The organism is Peterkaempfera bronchialis (assembly GCF_003258605.2).
Taxonomy (GTDB): domain Bacteria; phylum Actinomycetota; class Actinomycetes; order Streptomycetales; family Streptomycetaceae; genus Peterkaempfera; species Peterkaempfera bronchialis.
This window is the reverse complement of the sequence record NZ_CP031264.1, coordinates 1,534,412-1,553,232: the sequence shown is the minus strand read 5'-3', so window position 1 is coordinate 1,553,232 and position 18,821 is coordinate 1,534,412. Positions and strand designations below refer to the sequence as shown.

The 18,821-nt window shown below is 72.5% G+C and carries 20 protein-coding genes; 8 read left to right on the top strand and 12 right to left on the bottom strand.

Annotated features, from left to right (window positions below; all coding sequences use genetic code 11):
* Positions 1-20: 20 nt before the first annotated feature.
* A complete protein-coding gene (locus tag C7M71_RS06805; protein WP_229758585.1) occupies positions 21-596 on the bottom strand; it encodes a hypothetical protein in 576 nt (191 codons plus the stop codon).
* 84 nt (positions 597-680) lie between these two features.
* The gene (locus C7M71_RS06800; RefSeq protein ID WP_229758584.1) at positions 681-890 is read right to left on the bottom strand and encodes an antitoxin; all 210 of its coding nucleotides are present in this window, start codon (positions 888-890) and stop codon (positions 681-683) included.
* A 212-nt stretch (positions 891-1,102) separates the two neighbouring features.
* Here C7M71_RS06800 and C7M71_RS06795 point away from each other — a divergent pair, with 212 nt between their 5' ends.
* Positions 1,103-1,825, top strand: a complete 723-nt coding sequence (locus C7M71_RS06795) for a hemerythrin domain-containing protein (RefSeq protein ID WP_111489186.1) — start codon at positions 1,103-1,105, stop codon at positions 1,823-1,825.
* A 61-nt stretch (positions 1,826-1,886) separates the two neighbouring features.
* On the opposite strand, the gene C7M71_RS06790 is transcribed toward C7M71_RS06795, so the two are convergent.
* Together C7M71_RS06790 and C7M71_RS32530 are read right to left on the bottom strand one after the other, a co-directional pair.
* Positions 1,887-2,309: a CBS domain-containing protein gene (locus C7M71_RS06790; RefSeq protein WP_111489187.1), complete on the bottom strand. Its 423-nt coding sequence runs from the start codon at positions 2,307-2,309 to the stop codon at positions 1,887-1,889.
* A 90-nt stretch (positions 2,310-2,399) separates the two neighbouring features.
* Positions 2,400-4,793, bottom strand: a complete 2,394-nt coding sequence (locus C7M71_RS32530) for an ATP-binding SpoIIE family protein phosphatase (RefSeq protein ID WP_265737644.1) — start codon at positions 4,791-4,793, stop codon at positions 2,400-2,402.
* A 702-nt stretch (positions 4,794-5,495) separates the two neighbouring features.
* On the opposite strand from C7M71_RS32530, the gene C7M71_RS06780 reads away from it, so the two are divergent.
* Positions 5,496-6,410, top strand: coding sequence for a Gfo/Idh/MocA family protein (locus C7M71_RS06780; RefSeq protein WP_111489189.1), 915 nt, complete (start codon positions 5,496-5,498; stop codon positions 6,408-6,410).
* A 98-nt stretch (positions 6,411-6,508) separates the two neighbouring features.
* On the opposite strand, the gene C7M71_RS06775 is transcribed toward C7M71_RS06780, so the two are convergent.
* The 3 genes from C7M71_RS06775 to C7M71_RS06765 all read right to left on the bottom strand — a co-directional run bounded on the left by C7M71_RS06775 (position 6,509) and on the right by C7M71_RS06765 (position 9,989).
* On the bottom strand, positions 6,509-7,045 hold the full coding sequence (locus tag C7M71_RS06775; RefSeq protein WP_111489190.1) for an SRPBCC family protein: 537 nt from the start codon (positions 7,043-7,045) through the stop codon (positions 6,509-6,511).
* A 74-nt stretch (positions 7,046-7,119) separates the two neighbouring features.
* Positions 7,120-8,343 carry a PP2C family protein-serine/threonine phosphatase gene (locus C7M71_RS06770; protein WP_111489206.1) on the bottom strand — a complete coding sequence of 408 codons (1,224 nt, stop codon included), beginning with the start codon at positions 8,341-8,343 and terminating at the stop codon, positions 7,120-7,122.
* Positions 8,344-8,366: 23 nt separating this feature from the next.
* Positions 8,367-9,989, bottom strand: a complete 1,623-nt coding sequence (locus C7M71_RS06765) for a sensor histidine kinase (protein ID WP_111489205.1) — start codon at positions 9,987-9,989, stop codon at positions 8,367-8,369.
* A 221-nt stretch (positions 9,990-10,210) separates the two neighbouring features.
* Between C7M71_RS06765 and C7M71_RS06760 the strand changes: the two genes are divergently transcribed.
* From C7M71_RS06760 to C7M71_RS06740, 5 genes are all read left to right on the top strand, one after another.
* Positions 10,211-10,555: a hypothetical protein gene (locus tag C7M71_RS06760; protein ID WP_111489191.1), complete on the top strand. Its 345-nt coding sequence runs from the start codon at positions 10,211-10,213 to the stop codon at positions 10,553-10,555.
* 45 nt (positions 10,556-10,600) lie between these two features.
* Complete coding sequence (locus tag C7M71_RS06755) at positions 10,601-11,035, top strand: response regulator (RefSeq protein ID WP_111489192.1); 435 nt, start codon at positions 10,601-10,603, stop codon at positions 11,033-11,035.
* Positions 11,036-11,253: 218 nt separating this feature from the next.
* Complete coding sequence (locus C7M71_RS06750) at positions 11,254-11,478, top strand: hypothetical protein (protein WP_111489193.1); 225 nt, start codon at positions 11,254-11,256, stop codon at positions 11,476-11,478.
* Between the two features lie 180 nt (positions 11,479-11,658).
* Positions 11,659-11,907: a hypothetical protein gene (locus C7M71_RS06745; RefSeq protein WP_111489194.1), complete on the top strand. Its 249-nt coding sequence runs from the start codon at positions 11,659-11,661 to the stop codon at positions 11,905-11,907.
* Positions 11,908-12,049: 142 nt separating this feature from the next.
* The gene (locus C7M71_RS06740; RefSeq protein WP_229758583.1) at positions 12,050-12,910 is read left to right on the top strand and encodes an alpha/beta fold hydrolase; all 861 of its coding nucleotides are present in this window, start codon (positions 12,050-12,052) and stop codon (positions 12,908-12,910) included.
* Positions 12,911-13,234: 324 nt separating this feature from the next.
* Here the strand turns inward: C7M71_RS06740 and glnA are convergent, their stop codons facing one another.
* The gene (gene glnA, locus C7M71_RS06735; protein ID WP_111489195.1) at positions 13,235-14,644 is read right to left on the bottom strand and encodes a type I glutamate--ammonia ligase; all 1,410 of its coding nucleotides are present in this window, start codon (positions 14,642-14,644) and stop codon (positions 13,235-13,237) included.
* Positions 14,645-14,977: 333 nt separating this feature from the next.
* Between glnA and C7M71_RS06730 the strand changes: the two genes are divergently transcribed.
* Positions 14,978-15,445 carry an RDD family protein gene (locus tag C7M71_RS06730; protein WP_114914226.1) on the top strand — a complete coding sequence of 156 codons (468 nt, stop codon included), beginning with the start codon at positions 14,978-14,980 and terminating at the stop codon, positions 15,443-15,445.
* Between the two features lie 155 nt (positions 15,446-15,600).
* Here the strand turns inward: C7M71_RS06730 and C7M71_RS06725 are convergent, their stop codons facing one another.
* The 4 genes from C7M71_RS06725 to lipB all read right to left on the bottom strand — a co-directional run bounded on the left by C7M71_RS06725 (position 15,601) and on the right by lipB (position 18,719).
* Positions 15,601-16,299 carry a DUF4191 domain-containing protein gene (locus C7M71_RS06725; protein WP_407675870.1) on the bottom strand — a complete coding sequence of 233 codons (699 nt, stop codon included), beginning with the start codon at positions 16,297-16,299 and terminating at the stop codon, positions 15,601-15,603.
* A 122-nt stretch (positions 16,300-16,421) separates the two neighbouring features.
* A complete protein-coding gene (locus tag C7M71_RS06720) occupies positions 16,422-16,679 on the bottom strand; it encodes a hypothetical protein (RefSeq protein ID WP_111489197.1) in 258 nt (85 codons plus the stop codon).
* A gap of 209 nt (positions 16,680-16,888) precedes the next feature.
* The gene (gene lipA / locus C7M71_RS06715) at positions 16,889-17,848 is read right to left on the bottom strand and encodes a lipoyl synthase (protein WP_111489198.1); all 960 of its coding nucleotides are present in this window, start codon (positions 17,846-17,848) and stop codon (positions 16,889-16,891) included.
* A gap of 100 nt (positions 17,849-17,948) precedes the next feature.
* The gene (gene lipB, locus C7M71_RS06710; RefSeq protein WP_111489209.1) at positions 17,949-18,719 is read right to left on the bottom strand and encodes a lipoyl(octanoyl) transferase LipB; all 771 of its coding nucleotides are present in this window, start codon (positions 18,717-18,719) and stop codon (positions 17,949-17,951) included.
* Positions 18,720-18,821: the final 102 nt, after the last annotated feature.

Here is an 18,821-nt window from a genome sequence, read left to right as displayed (position 1 = left end):
GGCAGGGCGCGGCCATGGCCTCAGGCCGCGTCGATGACGTCCGACCAGAACGGCACCCGCAGCGGCAGCCGGTCCTCCGCCGGCTCGCCCACGCCGAACTCGCGGTACAGGTAGTCCAGCAGGTCGAGGCCGTAGTGGATGACATCCACCCCGTACATCGACAGCACCGGGTACCCCGTCACCTCGGGGTCGGCCGGCAGATAGCGGTGGCCGAAGACCGGGACCATCGCCGGGGCCCCGGCCAGCAGCAGCCGGATCGCCGCCTCCGCCTCCGCGTCGTCGCCCGGACGCGGTCCCCAGGCCGGCACCCAGAACGACGTTGGTCCGACCTCCGACAGCACCCCCTCCACCGGCCAGGCCAGCCGGGCGGCCAACCGGTCCGGGTCGCCGGAGCGCCAGTCCGGCCAGCCGTCGCCCAGCGGCAGACCGGCGGAGAGCAGGGTGCGGTGCTCCGGCGCGAACCGGAACCCCCAGCGCCGCTCCACCCCGGCCAGCTCGGCCTCGTCCAGCCCCGGGGCGATCTCGGTGGGCAACCCGGCCAGCAGCAGGCGGGCGTGCTGCGGGGTCAGCGGATGGTCGGTGGAGAGCACGGTCATGGCCAACACCATGGCATCCCGGACGCCCCGATGTCCGGCGGCCGGGCCGTGCGTGTCCCGCCCGGCCCGGCCCGCCGCGCACTGCTACTCCTTGCGGTCCGCCTCGCCGTCCTTGCGGTCCCCGCCGAGCCGGCTCTGGAGCTGGTCCACGCCCTTGGCGATCTGGTCGTCATAGCGATGACCGGTCCGCTCCTTGGCGAACTCCTCCGCCTTGTCGGCGATCTTGCCGATCTGGTCAGGGTGCTCCTCGGCGAACTGCCTGGCCTTGTCCACCCAGTCTCCGATGCCGCCCATGCTGCCGGCCCTCCTGCCGTACTCGGGGATCGTTGCGGTCCCAACCCTAGGCGGTGTCCGTGCCCGATCCGGCCGCCGTAGGCCTGCGACGTGCGCGTTGATCCCACGATTATCCGCGCCGTGCACCCTGGGGACACCGCGGCCGCCCTCGCCGCGACCCCCCTACCAGGCCCGGGCCGACCACCCGCCCCGGCCGTCCGGAAGTGAGCAGTATGTCCGCTGCCCCGTTCGTCCTCGCCCAGAACGTCCGCGAGTTCGGGAGCCCCGCAGCCGGGGGCGGAACCGTCCGGTTCGCCGGCCTGCTCCTGATACACGCCGCCCTCCGCCGCGACCTGCTGCGCCTCCCGGCCGCCATCCGCACCCTGGGCCCGCGCGACGAGGTCCGCGCCGACGCCGTGGTGCGGCACTGGCAGTTCCTGGCCGACATGCTGCTGCGCTACCACGAGTACCAGGACGCCCGGCTCTGGCCGCTGCTCCGCCGTACCGTGCCCGAACTGCGGCTGCTCGCCAACTGGCTGGAGGCCGACCACCACGGGCTGGAGCAGAGCGCCGCCGCCACCACCGCGTGCGTCCTGGAGACCGCCCTCACCCGCAGCGGCGCCTGGAACGCCGCGCATGTGATGGAGGGGTTCGCCATCGAACTCCAGGGCCACCTGCGGATCGAGGAGACCCAGGTGCTCCCCGTGATGCGCGACGCCTTCGCCGAGGACGCCGAGATCGGCACCCTCGCCGACCTGCTCCGCTGGACCCGCGCCGCCGGGCCGGGCACCGCCGACCTGCTGGCCTGGCTGCTGGACGGCGTCCCGCCGAGCATCGCCGACGACCTGCTGCACCAGTGCGACGACTCGGCCGTCCGCCAGTGGCCGCACTGGCGGGACACCTATGCCCGCGTCACCGCCGAACTCTGGGACGACGAGCCGCCGCACCTGCCGTGACCTGCCGGGAGCCTGCCGTGACTGCCGTGACTGCCGTGACCTGCCGTGACAGGCCCGGGCCTCACTCGGCGCAGACCGCGGTGACGAACTCCGCCACCCGCTCCCGGGGAAGGTTGCGGGCCACGTCCGCCTCGCTGATCATGCCGACCAGGCGGTGGTCGTCATGGTCGATCACCGGCAGGCGGCGCACCCGGTGCTGCTCCATGACCCGCAGCACCTGGTCCGCGTCATCGCTGTCACGCACCACCAGCGGGCGGCCCTGAGCCAGTTCCCCGGCGGTCATCACGGCCGGGTCCTCGCCCTCGGCCAGGCACTTCACCACGATGTCGCGGTCGGTGACGATCCCCTTGAGCCGGTCGTCGTCCCCGCAGATCGGCAGCGACCCGACATTCAGCTCCCGCATCATCCGGGCTGCGGCGTCCAGCGTCTCGTGCTCGCTGACACACTGCGCGCCCAGATGCATGATCTCCCTGGCTGTACTCATCTCCGGACCTCCCGGGTTGGATGCGGCCCCTCTCCCCATCGTGCGCGCCCCGGCCGGACCCCGCCAGGGCAGGGCGGCCTCTGGTGCCGGTCAGCCGGGAGGCAGCAACTGCTCGGTCCAGATGGTCTTCCCGAACCGGGTGTAGCGGCTGCCCCAGCGGTGCGCGAGCTGCGCGATCAGGAAGAGCCCGCGCCCGCCCTCGTCGGTCGGCCGGGCGCGGCGCAGCCTCGGCTGGGTCTGACTGGGGTCGGACACCTCGCACATCAGCACCTTGTCCCGGATCAGCCGCAGACCGACGGGCGCCCCGGCGTAGCGGATCGAGTTGGTCACCAGCTCACTGGCGATCAGCTCGGTGGTGAACGCCAGCTCCTCCAGCCGCCACTCCGTCAGCTGCGCGATGACCAGCTCCCGCGCCTCCGCCACCGCCGTCGGCTCACCCGGGAACTCCCAGGCCGCCGTCATGCTGGCGGGCAGCGCCCGGACCCGGCTCACCAGCAGCGCCAGGTCCTGCTCGGGCGGCTCCGGCAGCAGGTTGTCCAGCACGTTCCGGCCCACCTCGGCCGGCGACGCCTGCGGCGCCGCCGCCGACTCGACCTGCGCGCAGAGCCGCCGCAGCCGCTCCCCGGGGCTCTCCCCGGAGGCGGAGAGCAGCTTCTCCGTGAAGAGCGCCAGCACACTGCCCGGCGGCAGCCCCAGGTCCAACTGCTCGAACGGCTCCCCGCCCACGCCCAGCGCCGGACCGGGCTTGAGGTCCGCGATCCCGGCCGCCTCCCCGGCCGCGACCACCACCGGCGGCGGATGGCCCGCGCTGGCCATCGAGCAGTGGCCGGTGACGGGGTCGTACACCGCGTAGAGGCAGGTCGAGCCGTACACCCCGCCGCCCCTGTCCCCCTCGGACCCCGGGGGGCCGTCGGGCGGAGAGCCGTCGGGCGAGGCCTCGCTCTCCTCCACCGCGGCCAGCCGCCGCACCAGGTCGTCCAGGTGCGTCAGCAGTTCCTCCGGGGTCATGTCCAGATCGGAGAGCGTCTGCACCGCCGTACGCAGCCGTCCGGTGGCCGCCGTCGCCTCCAGGCCGTGCCCCACCACATCGCCCACCACCAGCGCGATCCGGGACGAGGAGAGCGCGATCACGTCGAACCAGCTGCCGCCGATCCCCGCCGTGGTCGCCGCCGGGACGTACAGGCCGACCGTCTCCGCCGCGCTGATCTTCACCACCGCGCGGGGCAGCAGGCTGCGCTGCAACGCCTCCGCCGTACGGTGCTCGCGGGTGTACCGCCGGGCGCTGTCCATGCTGAGCGCGGCCCGGGAGCCGATCTCCTCGCCCAGCGCCGCGTCGTCCGGGCCGAACGGGACCCGGTCCCCGGTACGCCACAGCAGCAGGCCGCCGAGCACCAGCCCACGGGCGTTCAGCGGCACCACCAGCATCGAGGTCGCCGCCTCCGGCAGCACCATCCCGCGCAGCTCCGGCTCCTCGGCCACGCGCTCCCGCACCGGCCCCATGTCGGTCAGCAGCACCGCCGAGCCGGGGCGCATCCAGTGGCTGTCCTGCTCCTGCACCCGCAGCCGCATCCCGCGTGGATGGAGCTCGTCCGGCCATCCGCCGTCGGCGGCGGCCAGCGCCACCCGGCGGAGCAGCGAACCATGGGCGAACCCGCCCGGCTCCTCACCCACCAGCACGGCCTCGGTGAGGTCCACCACCGCCAGGTCGGCGAACTCCGGCACCATCACCTCGACCAGCTGCTCGGCGCAGCGGACCACGTCCAGCGTGCCCTCCAGCCGCTTCGCCGCCGCCCCCACCAGGGCCAGCTGCTGCCGGGTGCGCTCCTGCTCGGTGACGTCCGTGAAGGTCGCGGCGACCCCGGTGAACCGGCCCTCGGAGTCCTCCAGCCGGAAGCCCGACAGCGAGACGATCCGGTCCGCCTCCGGTCGGCTCAGCAGACGGGCCGAGTGCACCCAGTCGACCAGCGGCACACCCGTCTCGGCGACCTTCCGCAACTGCTCGCGCACGGCGACGGCATCGTCCGGCAGCAGCACCTCTTCCAGGCTCGGCACGGACGAGGTCTCCGCAGCGGCACCGGCGGCGGGGATGCCCAGCAGCTCCGGGGGGAGGTTGACCCGTACCAGCCGCAGCTCGGTGTCATGGATGGCCAGGCCGATCCGGGTCTGGGTGAACAGCGCGCGTACCAGGGCCTCGTTCTGCTGCCGCCGCTCGGCCGCTGCGGCGGGCATGGCCGCCACCAGGTACCGGGCGTCCGCCCCGGCCCGCAGCGGCAGCACATCCAGCTGCACCTCCACCGTGCCGCCCGCCGCATGGCGCAACTCGGCCCGGCTACCGGGCGGGGGCAGCGGGTGCGACCACCCGCCGGGCCGCGCCAGCAGCTCCGTGGCGGGCCGACCGCAGATCTCCTCGGCCGTGCGGCCGACCAGCGACTCCAGCTCCGCCGTGCAGGTGAGCACGGTCCCATGGCGGTCGAGCACCAGCACCGCCGCGCAACCGCCCGGCCCTCGGCCCTCGGAGTGGGGATCGGGATTCGTGCTCGTCTGCCTCACCCCCGGACGTCGGTGATGGTGGTTCCATTCAACCCGTCCATGCGCCTGCCCGCGCGGCGGCGGCCCAGCACGGCACATCCCAACCGACCGCCCCAGCCGACCCCTCCTGGCCCGGCCCCGGCCCTTCCCGACACCCGCCCCCTCCGGGACGCCCGGCCCCTCCCGGACATCTCCCCAGCACCCGGGCTCCTCCCCAGCACCCGGGCTCCTCCCTGGCACCCGGCCCTTCCTGGGCGCTTCCCGTCACCCGGCCCTTCCCCGACACTCAGCCCCTCCTGGTCTCCTCCCCGTCTCCTCCCTGGCCCTTCCCGGGCCCCCGGCTTCTTCCCGGCACCCGGCCCTTCCCCGCGACACCCAGCCCCCCTCCTGGGCTCCTCCCCGGTCCCTCCCTGGCCCCGGCTTCTTCCCGGCACCCGGCCCCCTCCCTGGCACCTCGCGCCTCCCCGGCACCCGGCCCTTCCCCGACACCCAGCCCCCCTCCCCGGCATCCGCCGTGCGGATTGGGGCGAATGGGTGAGACAACACGTTCGACATCGGTGGGAAGTGTGACGGTTGGGCACACGAGGTGCCGGGGAGGACAGCAGCGAGGAAAGGCCCCGGACCCGGGGCGAGTCATGGTGGCGAAGGGGTGGGGACGTGCGATTCGGACTGCTGGGGACTGGGCCTTGGGCCACGGCGGTTCACGCCCCCGTACTGGCGGCCCACACGGATGTCGAGTTCGTCGGCGTGTGGGGGCGGCGGCAGGAGGCGGCGGCCGAGCTGGCCGCAAGCTGCGGCACCCGCCCGTACCAGGACCTGGACGCCCTGCTCGCCGATGTGGACGCCGTCGCCGTCGCCCTGCCGCCCGCCGTGCAGTCCGGCCTCGCCGTACGGGCCGCCGAGGCGGGCTGCCATCTGCTGCTGGACAAGCCGCTGGCAGTGACCGTGCCCGAGGCGCGGGAGGCGGTCTCGGCCGCCGCCGACGCGGGTGTGGCCTCGGTGGTCTTCTTCACCACCCGGTTCGGCGTGGAGCAGAGCGACTGGATCTCCGAGCAGGCGGCCGTCGGCGGCTGGTTCACCGGCCGGGCGGACTGGCTGGGCGCGGTGTTCACCTCCGACAGCCCGTTTGCGGCCTCGCCCTGGCGTCGGGAGAAGGGCGCCCTGTGGGACGTCGGCCCGCACGCCCTCTCGGTGCTGCTGCCGGTCCTCGGCGAGGTGACCGAGGTGACCGCCGTACGCGGTCCCGGGGACACCGTCCACCTGGTCTGCCGCCACTCCTCGGGCGCCGCCGCCACCGCCACGCTCAGCCTCACCGCCCCGCCCGCCGCGAGCGGCGCCACCGTGGAACTGCGCGGCGAGTCCGGCGTTGCCGTGCTCCCCGAGCGGAACGACGGCCCCGCAGCCGCCCTGCACCGGGCCGTCGACGCCCTGCGCAAGGCCGCCGCCACCGGCGTCCCGCACCCCTGCGACGCCGCCTTCGGCCTCCGCGTGGTCGAAGTCCTCGCCGCCGCCGAGCACTCCCTCGCCACCGGCACCACCGCCGCCCTCGCGACGGCCGCCCCCCGGCCCTGACGACCCGGACCCCGCCCAGGGCCGGCGGCCTTCACGCACGACCCCCCATGGCCGATGCGCAAAGGCCGCCGGCCCGAACCGGGGCGACGGCCGGACGGTCAGTCGGCGGGACCGCACCGGTCCTGCTCCGACGCCACCATGGCGGCCAGCGTGGCCGCCATATTGCCCCGCAACTGCTCCAACCGGCCTGCCATCGACCCGGGGTCATGCCGGTCCGCCACCCGGGCCCCGCTGTTACCGGGGCCGTGCTCGAAGGAGTGCCGTACCAGGGTCTGCCTGGGCTCTGCGGCGGGCAGCAGCTCATACCGCCAGATCGAGGCGGGCCGTTCCGGGTCGCCGCTGTCGTCGAGCACCACCCAGGCGAAGGCGCTCGGCCGCTCCGCCTCGGTGACCACGCACACCACCCGGCTGACAAACCCGTCCGGGTACCGGTTGCGCCCCTCGAACCGGGCCCCCACCCGCGCCTGCGCCCCAGACCCCGCCGCCGCGTCGCCGTCCAGCCATGCCGCCCCGGTGCACTCCGGGCTCCACTCGCCGGTCCGGGACACATCGGTGATCAGCTCCCAGAGCCGCTCCCGCCGCACCCCCACGGTCGTCGCCACGTCGACCCGCACCCCGGTCACGGTGTCTTCCACGGGCTTCTCCTCTCGGTCGGCTCACCACCGAGCACAGTAGGCCCCACCACTGACACACGGACGCCGACTGCCCATCAGCAGCCCTCTCCGGCCGGTTCGGCGGTCGACCCGGGGCAGCGCCAGCCGAGGTGGAGTATGGCGAGGTCGTCGGCGTGGCGACCGGCGTTGAGCCGCTGTACGGTGCCGACCAGCCGGTCGAGATGGCTGTCGGGATCCTGGTGGGACCGGTGGTCGATCAGGGCCACCAGACCTGCGGTGCCCAGCCGTTCCGAGCCTTGGCCGACATGCCCTTCGATCAGGCCGTCGGTGTAGAGCATCAGGGTGCCGGTGGGCGGCAGGTCGATCACGGTGGCGGTCCAGTCGCCCAGTCCGGGGGCGATACCGAGCGCGATGCCCGGCTCCGCGTCCAACGGCCCGGTGGTGCCCCCGGCGCTGAGCAGCGGCTCATGGTGGCCGGCCAGGTGCACGGTGGCGGTGCCCGCCGCCAGGTCCAGGGTGAGGAGGGAGCAGGTGGCGAACATGTCGCCGCGCGTACGCTCGGCGATCAGCACCTGCTCCAGCAGCGCGAGCAGTTCGGGACCGTGGTGCCCGGCCAGGGTCAGCGCACGCCAGGTGATGCGCAGGCAGACGCCGAGCGCCGCCTCGTCCGGTCCATGGCCGCTGACATCGCCGATCACGGCGTGCACCGTGCCGTCGCCGGTCTCCACCACATCGAGGAAGTCGCCGCCCAGCAGGGCGTGCTCCCGGCCGGGGAGGTAGCGGGTGGTCGCGGTGACGGCCGGGGTGTGCAGCAGCGGCGGCGGCAGCAGGCCGCGCTCCAGCCGGGCGTTCTCCTGGGCGCGGATGCGGTTCTCCCGCAGCTCGGCGGCGGCGCGCTCGGCGTGCTTGCGGTGCACCGCGTACCGCAGCGACCGGCGCAGCAGCTCCCCTCCGACCTGGCCTTTGACCAGGTAGTCCTGGGCGCCGGCCGCCACCGCCTCGGCACCTGCCTGGGACTCGGCCAGGCCGGTGAGCACGATCACCGCCGCATGGCGGTCGGCATGCTGCACCGCGTCGACGGCGGCGGTGCCGGAGGCGTCGGGCAGGTGGAGGTCGAGCAGGACGCAGTCGGCGGGCCGCTGTCGCAGCTCGCCGAGGGCCGTGCCGAGCGACTGCTCCCAGTGCAGGGTGTGCTCCAGGCCGGTGTCGACCAGGAGTTCCTCCACCAGCAGGGCGTCACCGGCGTCGTCCTCCACCAGCACGATCCGCAGCGGCGCCGGGTTGGCGTCGGTCGGCTCGCCGAGCCAGGAGGAGGGCAGGGGGCCTGAAGAGGCGGCGGGGATCACGGACGGGCCTGCTCCGGGTCGTCGGTACCGGCTGCCCGGGCGCCATCGGCTGGCTGGTCCGGCTGGTCCGGCTGGTCCGGTTGGCCCGGCTGCTCCGGTAGCGCGGGGAGGGTGAAGACCAGGCGGGTGCCCGGGGAGTGGTCCAGGTCGATCCGGATGGTGCCGCGGTGGAACTCGACGACCTTCTTGCACATCGCCAGGCCGATGCCGTTGCCCGGGTAGGCGTCCTTGGTGTGGAGCCGCTGGAAGATGACGAACACCCGGTCCGCGTACTCCGGGTCGATCCCGATGCCGTTGTCGGTCACCGAGAACTGCCAGTGGTCGCCCTGCCGCTCGGCCTCGATCCGGATGCGGGGGGCGCGGCCGGGGTCGCGGAACTTGATGGCGTTGGAGAGCAGGTTCTGCCAGAGCATGCCGAGTTGGGTGGTGTCCCCCAGGATCTGCGGCAGCGGGTCATGGCCGATCTCGGCGCCGGACTCCTCGACGGCGACGCTGAGTGAGCCGAGCGTGTCGGCCAGGACCCGTTCCAGGTCGACCGTGGTGTGCTGGCTGTGCAGCCGACCGACCCGGGAGAAGGCCAGCAGGTCGTTGATCAGCGTCTGCATGCGGTTGGCGCCGTCCACCGCGTAGGCGATGTACTGCTTGGCGCGGTCGTCGAGCTGGTCGGCGTAGCGGCGTTCCAGCAGTTGGCAGAAGCTGGCGACCTTGCGCAGCGGCTCCTGGAGGTCGTGGGAGGCCACATAGGCGAACTGCTCCAGTTCGGTGTTGGAGCGCCGCAGTTCGGTGGCCTGCTCGTCCAGTCGGCGTCGGGCCTGGTCGGTGAAGGCCAGTTCGTCGGAGAGCCGTCGGCGCATCGCCTCGACATCCTCGGCGAGGCGGCGCAGGTCGGCCGGGCCGGTGGGGGTGATCCGGTGGTCGAAGCGGCCCCGGGCGACCTGGCGGGCGTCCGCCGACAACTGCTCCAGCGGGGCGGTGACCCCGCGCCGCAGCCCCTCGAAGATCAGCACCGCCAGCAGCAGGATCACCGCGCTGATCGCGGCGAAGACCAGGTTGCGCAGCTCCACCGCCCGGTCCAGGTCGGCCCGCGCGGCGCTGCGGCGGGCCTGGAGGTGGGCGATCTGGGTGTTCGTGGAGCTGCGTACGGCATCGAAGGCGGCCTTGCCCTCGTCCGCCCGCTCGGCGGCCAGCGCCACCGCTGCTTCGGCGGGGGCGGCGGCGACCGGGCGGGCGACGCGGCTCTGCCACCGCTCGGCTGCCGTCAGCGCCGCCGTCAGGTCCGCGCGGGACCGGGGGTCGCCGGCGGTCAGCCGCCGCAGGGCGGTGGCGGCCGCCTGCTCGTCCGCCAGGCCCTGGGTGTAGGGCTGGAGGAAGTCCCGCTGACCGGAGAGGCCGTAGCCCCGGATCCCGGTCTCCTGGTTGACCAGGGCCGACTGGAGGCGGATCGACATCGTCAGCGCCGGTGAACTGTGGTCCACCAGCTGGTCGGTGACCGAAGCCGTCCGGACCAGGGCCCATCCGCCCAGGGCGCCGAGCAGGCCCAGCACCACCAGCGCCAGGCCGACGCCGTTCCACAGCCAGCGGCGGGTGGTCCAGCCGGCGGCCACCCCCCTGACCCCGATGTCGGCACCCCCGCCGGCCAGTCCGCCGCCGATGCCTCTGCCTGCTACGGCCTCCGTGCCTGCGGCGGTGGCGTGCTGCACTGCGTCGGCCTGGACTGCCACGGCTGGTTCCTCTCCAGGGGCCCTGCTCGCCGCGTCGGGGTCAATGCGGCAGCCACACAGTACAGGTATGCGACAACGGGAGTTGTCGTCGCTGTGCGGCGGGGCCTAGGCTGCCGGTCATGCCCGGCACCCACTTCGCCGTCCTGCTGACCGAACGAGAGCTCGCCGCGCTCGCGGACGGGGTGGTCGACGCCCTGGCCGACCGGCTGGCCCACCAGGCGTTCCAGCCGCTGCCCGCCGCACCGGACGACGACCCGGAGGCCGCGGCCCCCGAGACCTCGGCGCTGGCCCGCCTGCACGCGCTGGCGCACCTTCAGCGCGCGGTGGCCCGCCAGACGGACCGGGCCGCCGCCGAGGCCGCCCGGGCGGGGGCGGGCTACCCCCAGCTCGGCAAGGCATGCAGCATCAGCCGCCAGGGAGCCCGCCGCCGCTGGCCCGGGCTCGTACCGCCGACCCACCACTGACCCCTCCCCCCGCCCTCCCTCGCCCTCGACCGACCGGAGCCCACCATGATGTCCGCAGCCGCACGCCCCTATGACGTCCTGCTGGTGGAGGACGACCCGGCCGACGCCATGCTGATCGAGGACGCCCTGGCCGAGCGCGGCATGGCACGCACCCTGAGCCAGGTCTCGGACGGCGTGGCCGCACTGGACTTCCTGCGCGACCCGGCCAAGCCCCGACCGGACCTCATCGTGCTGGACCTCAACATGCCCCGGATGAACGGCCGGGAACTCCTCTCCGCCCTCAAGTGCGACGACGAACTGAAGATCATCCCGGTGGTCGTCCTCACCACCTCGGCCGCCCCCGACGACGTCTCCGGCGCCTACCAGCGCCACGCTAACGCCTACGTCACCAAGCCGGTCAACCTGGACGACTTCACCCGCGCCGTCCACAGCATCGACGCCTTCTTCCTCGACACCGCCGCCAAACTCCCCCCAGCCTGACCACCCCCGGCCACGAGAGTCATGCCCCCGCCCGCAGAACCTCCCCCCGCACCCGGACCAGTTACAACGACCTGGCCGACCTGCCGGCCCGAGCGAGATGGTCACGGCCATCGCGGCCGACTCCGCCGAGTCAGCCCTCTTCATCCGCCTTCGCCAGTACCACCAATGTCCCAGTACCACCAATGTCGATGTCATCCTGCTGGAGCAGGTGGAAGCCGATGTCGCCCGTCTCTCTGGAGTACGTCAGCAAGCCGGTCCCCGAACTGATCCACGAGATCGGCACACTACGGCGAGGCGTCTTCGACCTGCTCCAGGGCCGCCAGCACCCACAGCAGACGATCCAGCTCTACCTCGCGGCAAGCCGCCTCAGCGGCCTGGTCACCCGCATCGCGCCTGTCCTCCCGACCCTACGCAGGCTCGCCGGAGTTCCCGAGCCTCCGTGAGAATGCCCAGGAAGCCTGCTCCCGCCCAGCCCTCACGACCACGCCGGAGCCAAGCACCTGACGAGCAACACCGCACAGCAGGACGCCGCCCTGACCGACAAGACCGTCCTGGCCACCATCGTTGAGGCCGACTACGTCGCGGCGCATCCCACGAGGCTCGACCGGGCTCTGTCCCGACTGGTGGCCGTCCCTCTCACCCAGGATCTGGCCAGGGCCGCGTCGAACCTGTTGAAGAGCGCGGGTCTGCACGGGCACAAGTACGCGATCGACGCCATGGTCGTCGCCACTGCCCTGGCCGCGACCGACAAGCCGGTGACCGTGCTGACCTCGGACGTGGACGACCTCTCTACTCTGCTCGGCGAGCGACTGGATGGAGCCGGCCCCGGGCGGGCCGGTAGCTCTGCGCAGATCAAGGTCTTGGCGGTCTGACGCCAGTCTCCGTCCCGACCGACTCAATCCACAAAGGGCGCTTTGGCCTGTGGCTCTATGCTCCATCGAAGCATCTTGCATATGAGTTGCACATCGGAGCAGCGGACCTGCTGGAGTGCGCCCACCTGGCACTCGGGCGGCATTGCTGCACCCCGAGTCACCGGTCCAGCCACCTGCTGAGCCACGCACGCTCGGGGTCGAGCACTTCGGCGATGCGGCGGCGCCACTGGTGCTGCTCGCGGGTGGCACGACCATGTTGTCCTGGCCCGACGCGCTCTGCGAGTCGCTCGCGCGCGGCGGACGTCACGTCGTTCGCTACGACCTGCGAGACTCCGGCGCGTCGACAACCGTCGACCCCGAGGCACCGGCGTACACGCTCCGGGATCTCGCCGCCGACGCGGCCGCGCTCGCCCGAGGGCTCGACGACCGGCCCGCGCACCTGGCGGGCATCGGCGTCGGGGGGATGGTCGCCCAGGTGGCCGCGCTCGACCACCCGAATGCGTTCTCTGCGCTGACCCTCGCCGGGACGCGGCCCGTCGCACCCGGCCCGGTCGACGACGATCTGCCCGACCACGACCAGGCGGCAGTGAAGCGACGGTTCGAGCTCCCGAAGCCCGACTGGTCCGACCGCGCCGCGGTGGCGGAGTTCGCAGCCGCCGCAGCCGCGGTCTTCGGCGACGACCCCGGCGCGGCACGGGCTACCGCGGAGCGGATCTTCGACCGCACACCGGGCACGGCGCGCTCTGTCCAGATGGCCAACCAGCTTGGCTTGGCGTTCGCCAGGATCGACTGCGCGCCACGCTGGCGTGAGCGCCTGCCTGGACTCGCATTGCCGACGCTCGTGGTGCACGGTCGTCGCGACCCGTTCTTCCCGGTCGGCAATGGCGAGACGCTAGCGCGCGAGATCCCTGATGCGCGGCTGCTCGTGCTCGAACAGGCCGCGACCACGATCCCCGCCGCGTCCGCCGATGAGGTCGCCGCGGCGATGCTCGCGCTCTGCTAGTGGTCGGGTTGTCAGCGCTGCACACCGGCAGCGGAGGCACCTTGGAGAGCCAGCGGGGTGCGCGAACCTGGGCATGGTGTCAAGCGCAATCACCGCGCCGGGTCGATGCAGCGAAGCCAGGGGTTGTCACGCTCTGTGAGGAGCGTGACAACCCCTAGCCCTGCCCGCTTGGCTGATCCATCGTCAGCTACGGGCGCCGCCGTTTCACACTCGTTTCACATGAGGGCGAGGACGGGCGAGTAGCGGCGAGAGCTTCTGAGAGGCGTTTTCGCAGGTCCGGGGCCTTATGGAAGCGCCCTGGCCAACTGCCCCTTGGAGGTCGATTTAGATGTCGAAGTACAGCTCAAACTCGTGCGGGTGGGGCCGCAGCTGGATCGGGGCGACCTCTTGGGTGCGCTTGAAGTCGATCCAGGTCTCGATCAGGTCCGGGGTGAAGACGCCGCCGGCCAGCAGGTATTCGTGGTCGGCTTCGAGGGCGTCCAGGACGGCGGGGAGGGAGGCGGGGACCTGGGGGACCGCGGCGTGCTCGTCGGGGGCGAGCTCGTAGAGGTCCTTGTCGACCGGCTCCAGGGGCTCGATCTTGTTCTTGATGCCGTCCAGGCCGGCCATCAGCATGGCGGAGAAGGCCAGGTACGGGTTGGAGGACGGGTCGGGGGCTCGGAACTCGATGCGCTTGGCCTTGGCGTTGGACCCGGTGATGGGGATGCGGATGGCCGCGGAGCGGTTGCGCTGCGAGTAGACCAGGTTGACCGGCGCCTCGAAGCCCGGGACCAGGCGGTGGTAGGAGTTCACCGTCGGGTTGGTGAAGGCGAGCAGCGAGGCCGCGTGCTTGAGCAGGCCGCCGATGTAGTAGCGGGCGGTGTCCGAGAGGCCGGCGTAGCCCTGCTCGTCGTAGAAGAGCGGGGAGCCGTCGGACCAGAGGGACTGGTGGACGTGCATGCCCGAGCCGTTGTCGCCGAAGATCGGCTTCGGCATGAAGGTCGCGGTCTTGCCGTTCCGCCAGGCGACGTTCTTGATGATGTACTTGAACAGCATCAGGTCGTCGGCCGAGGCCAGCAGGCTGTTGAACTTGTAGTTGATCTCGGCCTGCCCGGCGGTGCCCACCTCGTGGTGCTGGCGCTCGACCTCAAGGCCGGCGGCGGCGAGCTCCAGGGACATCTCGGCGCGCAGGTCGGCGAAGTGGTCGACCGGCGGGGCGGGGAAGTAGCCGCCCTTGTAGCGGACCTTGTAGCCACGGTTGTCCTCGCGGGCGCCGGTGTTCCAGGCGCCGGCCTCGGAGTCGATGTGGTAGAAGGACTGGTTCGCGCTGGTCTCGAAGCGCACGCTGTCGAAGACGTAGAACTCGGCCTCGGCGCCGAAGTACGCGGTGTCGGCGATGCCGGAGGAGGCCAGGTATGCCTCGGCCTTCCGGGCCACGTTGCGCGGGTCGCGGCTGTACTGCTCGCCGGTGATCGGGTCGTGGATGAAGAAGTTGATGTTGAGGGTGGAGTCCTTGCGGAACGGGTCCAGACGGGCGGTGGCCAGGTCGGGGACCAGCGCCATGTCGGACTCGTGGATGGCCTGGAAGCCGCGGATCGACGAGCCGTCGAACATCAGGTGCTCGGTGGGGTCGAACGTCGCCGCCGGCACCGTGAGGTGCTGCATGACGCCCGGCAGGTCGCAGAACCTGACATCGACGAACTTGACGTCGTTGTCCGAGATGTAGCGCGCCACCTCGTCGGCGTTGTTGAACATCCATCCTCCTCGGCCCGGCGGGAACGCCAGGAGTCTCATGAACGGACCGCTCGTCCCGATCGGCCGCGTTGTCGCCACGATAGAAAGAGGCCGTTTCTCGGGCATGACCCGCCTGTTTCGCGGATGTTAACCGGCGTGACGGGGCTACCGCCGGACCTGCGTGGCTCCGGGGGTTTCGCGTTGCGGGCAGCGGGGCCGCGGCGCCTTCGCCCGGCTGCGGTCTGGACCACTCGTCCCGCTCGGGGCCGTCCGGAATCCGCCCTACCGGCGGACGGCCTTGCGTGTCAAGGCCCCGCCCGCCGGGGGCCCCGGCCGCCCGGCTACTGTGGTCGCGTGGACAGCAGAGAAGCGTTGGGTTCCTGGATCGACGGCCCCCGGGCTGCCGCCGAGAAGATGGGCGCCGACTTCGGCTACCGGGGCGAACGGCTCGGTCTGCCCGAGGAGGGGCCGGGCTCGATCGCCCCGCTGGGCCGGCGGGTCGGCGCCCTGTTCGTGGACGGCTGGCTCTGCGCCCTGATCGCGTACGGGCTGCTGGCGGGCGGCGACGCGGCGTACGCCAACCTCTGGTCCACCCCGCTGTTCTTTGTGATGAGCGTGGTGCTGGTCGGTACCGTCGGCAGCACCCTGGGCAAGCGGCTCTTCGGCCTGCGGGTGGTCCGGCTGGACGGCGGCCGGGTGACCCCGGTCCAGGCGCTGGGCCGCAGCCTGCTGCTCTGCCTGGTGGTGCCGGCGCTGGTCTGGGACCGCGACACCCGGGGGCTGCACGACAAGGCGCTGGGTACCGTCCAGGTGCGGATCTGACCCCGTAAGCGGAACGGCACGTAGACGGAACGGCACGTAGACGGAACGGCACGTAGCCGGAACGGCGGCGGCCCCGCCGCGCTCTCCCGAGGGAGGGGCGCGGCGGGGCCGCCGCCGTTCGAAGAGGTGGGGAGTGGGTGAGCGGCGGGCGCCGCTCAGCGCATCCGGCCGCCCTTGGGCATCCGGGCGTTCCGGGGCAGCGGCCCCTTGGGCACGGGGGCCTTGGAGAGCAGGTCGCCCATCGCCCGCAGCCGGTCGTTGATCTCGGTGACCTGGGAGCCGGTGATGGCCCGGGGCAGGCGCATCAGGTGCACCTGGAGCTTCTTCAGCGGGACCTCGCCCTCGCCGTCGCCCACGATGATGTCGTGCACCGGGACGTCGCCGACGACCCGCGCCATCTTCTTCTTCTCGGCGGCCAGCAGCGGGCGGACCCGGTTGATGTTGCCCTCGGCGATCAGCGCGATGCCGGGGCGGCCGACCGCGCGGTAGACGGCGTCCTGGTTGCGGGTCACGGCCACCGGCGTGGGGCTGGTGCTCCAGCCGCGCCGGATGTTGTTGAGCACCGCCGCCGCAGCGCCCGGCTGGCCCTCCATCTGCCCGAAGGCGGCCCGCTCGGCGCGTCGTCCGAAGACGATCGCCATGGCCAGGAACGCCAGGACAAAGCCCAGGATGCCCAGGTAGACCGGGTGGTCGATCAACAGGCCGATGGCGAGGAGTACGCCGAAGGTGATGATGCCTACGCCGGCGATGATCAGACCGATCCGGGTGTCGACCCGCTTGGTCATCTGATACGCCTGACGGATCTGCTTGAGCCGTCCGGGGTTCTCGGAAGTTTCCCTCGCCATGAGGGTCATGGTACGGGGAGGGGGCAGTGGATGCCCAAGCCCGGTCCCTGTTCGGGCAGATTCGGCCGCGGACCGATCCGGAGCGGCCTCCCGCCGGAGGGGGATGCGCGGGCGCGGCCGCGCGGCTGCCCTCAGCGCAGCGCGGAGACGCCCTCTACGGCGTCCGTACGGGCCGCCAGAGCGCCCAGCACGGTCGCGGTCTCCGCCCGGTCCGCCGCATGGCGGCGGTTCTCGCAGACGGCGTCCCAGGCGTTCCGCCGGGCGACCTGCTGGCCGCCGGCGAAGAGCACCGACTCCGCCCTGCGGAGCGCGCCGCCCACGGAGCGCAGTCCTCCGTTGACGAAGCCGTTCAGTCCAACCGTTCCAGGTACGACGGTGCCGACCTGCATGGTGAGCAACTCCCCTCGTCGGGTCGTGTCTTCGCCCTGTCCGGGCGGTCGCCCCGCCCCCGCCCCGGACAGGGCAGCGGATGCGGTCACCAGTTCAGGGTCACCACATCGTGTTACCAGTCGGTGACGGGAGCGTCAAACTGCGATGAAAGTCTTACATGCCCGGTTCGCGGGGCTCCCGGAATCCGGCCGCGACGGCCCGGCGCAGCTCAGCTCGCTGCCGCGGCCTGCTGACGGCGCTCGACCGCCTGCCGGTAGAGCCGCCCCGCCCGGTACGACGAACGGACCAACGGACCGGACATGACCCCGGCGAAGCCGATCTCCTCGGCCTCCTGCTGGAGCTCCACGAACTCCTGCGGCTTCACCCAGCGCTCCACCGGGTGGTGCCGCACCGAGGGCCGCAGGTACTGGGTGATGGTGATCAGCTCGCAGCCGGCGTCATGCAGGTCCCGGAGCGCCTGGCTGACCTCCTCGCGGGTCTCGCCCATGCCGAGGATCAGGTTGGACTTGGTGACCAGCCCGTCCGCGCGCGCCTGGGTGATGACCGACAGCGAGCGGTCGTAGCGGAACGCCGGGCGGATCCGCTTGAAGATCCGGGGCACCGTCTCCACGTTGTGCGCCAGCACCTCAGGGCGCGAGGAGAAGACCTCGGCCAGCTGCTCGGGCACCGCGTTGAAGTCGGGGATCAGCAGCTCCACGCCGGTGCGCCCGGCCTGGCGGGCGGCGGTCATCGCGTGCACCTGCCGCACCGTCTCGGCGTACAGCCAGGAGCCGCCGTCCGGCAGGTCGTCGCGGGCGACGCCGGTGATGGTCGCGTAGTTGAGGTCCATGGTGACGATGGACTCGGCCACCCGGCGCGGCTCGTCGCGGTCGAAGTCGGCGGGCTTGCCGGTGTCGATCTGGCAGAAGTCGCACCGCCGGGTGCACTGGTCGCCACCGATGAGGAAGGTGGCCTCGCGGTCCTCCCAGCACTCGAAGATGTTGGGGCAGCCCGCCTCCTGGCAGACCGTGTGCAGGCCCTCGCGCTTCACCAGGGCCTGGAGACCGGTGTACTCGGGGCCCATCTTCGCCCGGGTCTTGATCCACTCGGGCTTGCGCTCGATGGGGGTCTCGCTGTTGCGGACCTCCAGACGAAGCAGCTTCCGGCCGTCGGGTGCGACAGCGGACACGTGCGGCTCCCTATCTCGTCTTCTGTGCGACGCACCCAGGGTACGCCTGTGGTTGTGCGGCTCCCGCCGCCCGGGTGGCGTGCAATCGCAGCCTCACGGGTCAGGCCGCCCGTACCACCGACGACATCTCGGCGAAGACGTCCGCCAGGTGCCGCTCCACCACGGGCAGCGCCTCCGCCACCGGGAACTCCCGGCCCAGCTCGGTGGTGAGCGACGCCACACCGGCATCCCGGATGCCGCAGGGCACGATCCGGTCGAACCCGGTCATGTCGGGATTGCAGTTGAGCGCGAAGCCATGCATGGTCACCCCGCGCGCCACCCGCACGCCGATCGCCGCCACCTTGCGGTCGTCACCGCGCTGCCCGGCGTTGGAGGGGGCGTACTCGGGACCCGCCAGCCTCGGGTCGAGCCCCATCTTCAGGCCCATCCGCAGCGTCAGCCCGCCGAGGTCCACCTGCTGCGCGGGGTCCGCCACGGCGCCGGGGATCGCGTCGCCCAGCACCCACACCCCGCTGCGGCCCTCCACCCGGGTGGTCTCCACGCCGAACTCGGCACAGGACCGGATCAGCGCCTCCTCCAGCCGGCGGACGTACGCGACCACGTCCATCGGCTCCGGCAGCCGGACGATCGGGTAGCCGACCAGCTGACCGGGGCCGTGCCAGGTGATCTCGCCGCCCCGGTCCACCGTGACCACCGGGGTGCCGTCCAGCGGAAGGTCCTCCGGGTTGGTGCGGCGGCCGGCGGTGTAGACGGGCGGGTGCTCCAGCAGCAGCACGGTGTCCGGGATCTCGTCCGCCACTCGCAGCGCGTGCAGCCGGCGCTGCTCGTCCCACGCCTCCTGGTACGGCACCGAGCCCTCGCCCATGCCCATGCGCACAAACCGCACGTCCTCGCCCACCGCTGCCGCTCCTCACCACGTCATGTCCGGCCTTGCCACTGTACGCCCGGCCCTGAGCGGCCCCGGAGCCCTCTC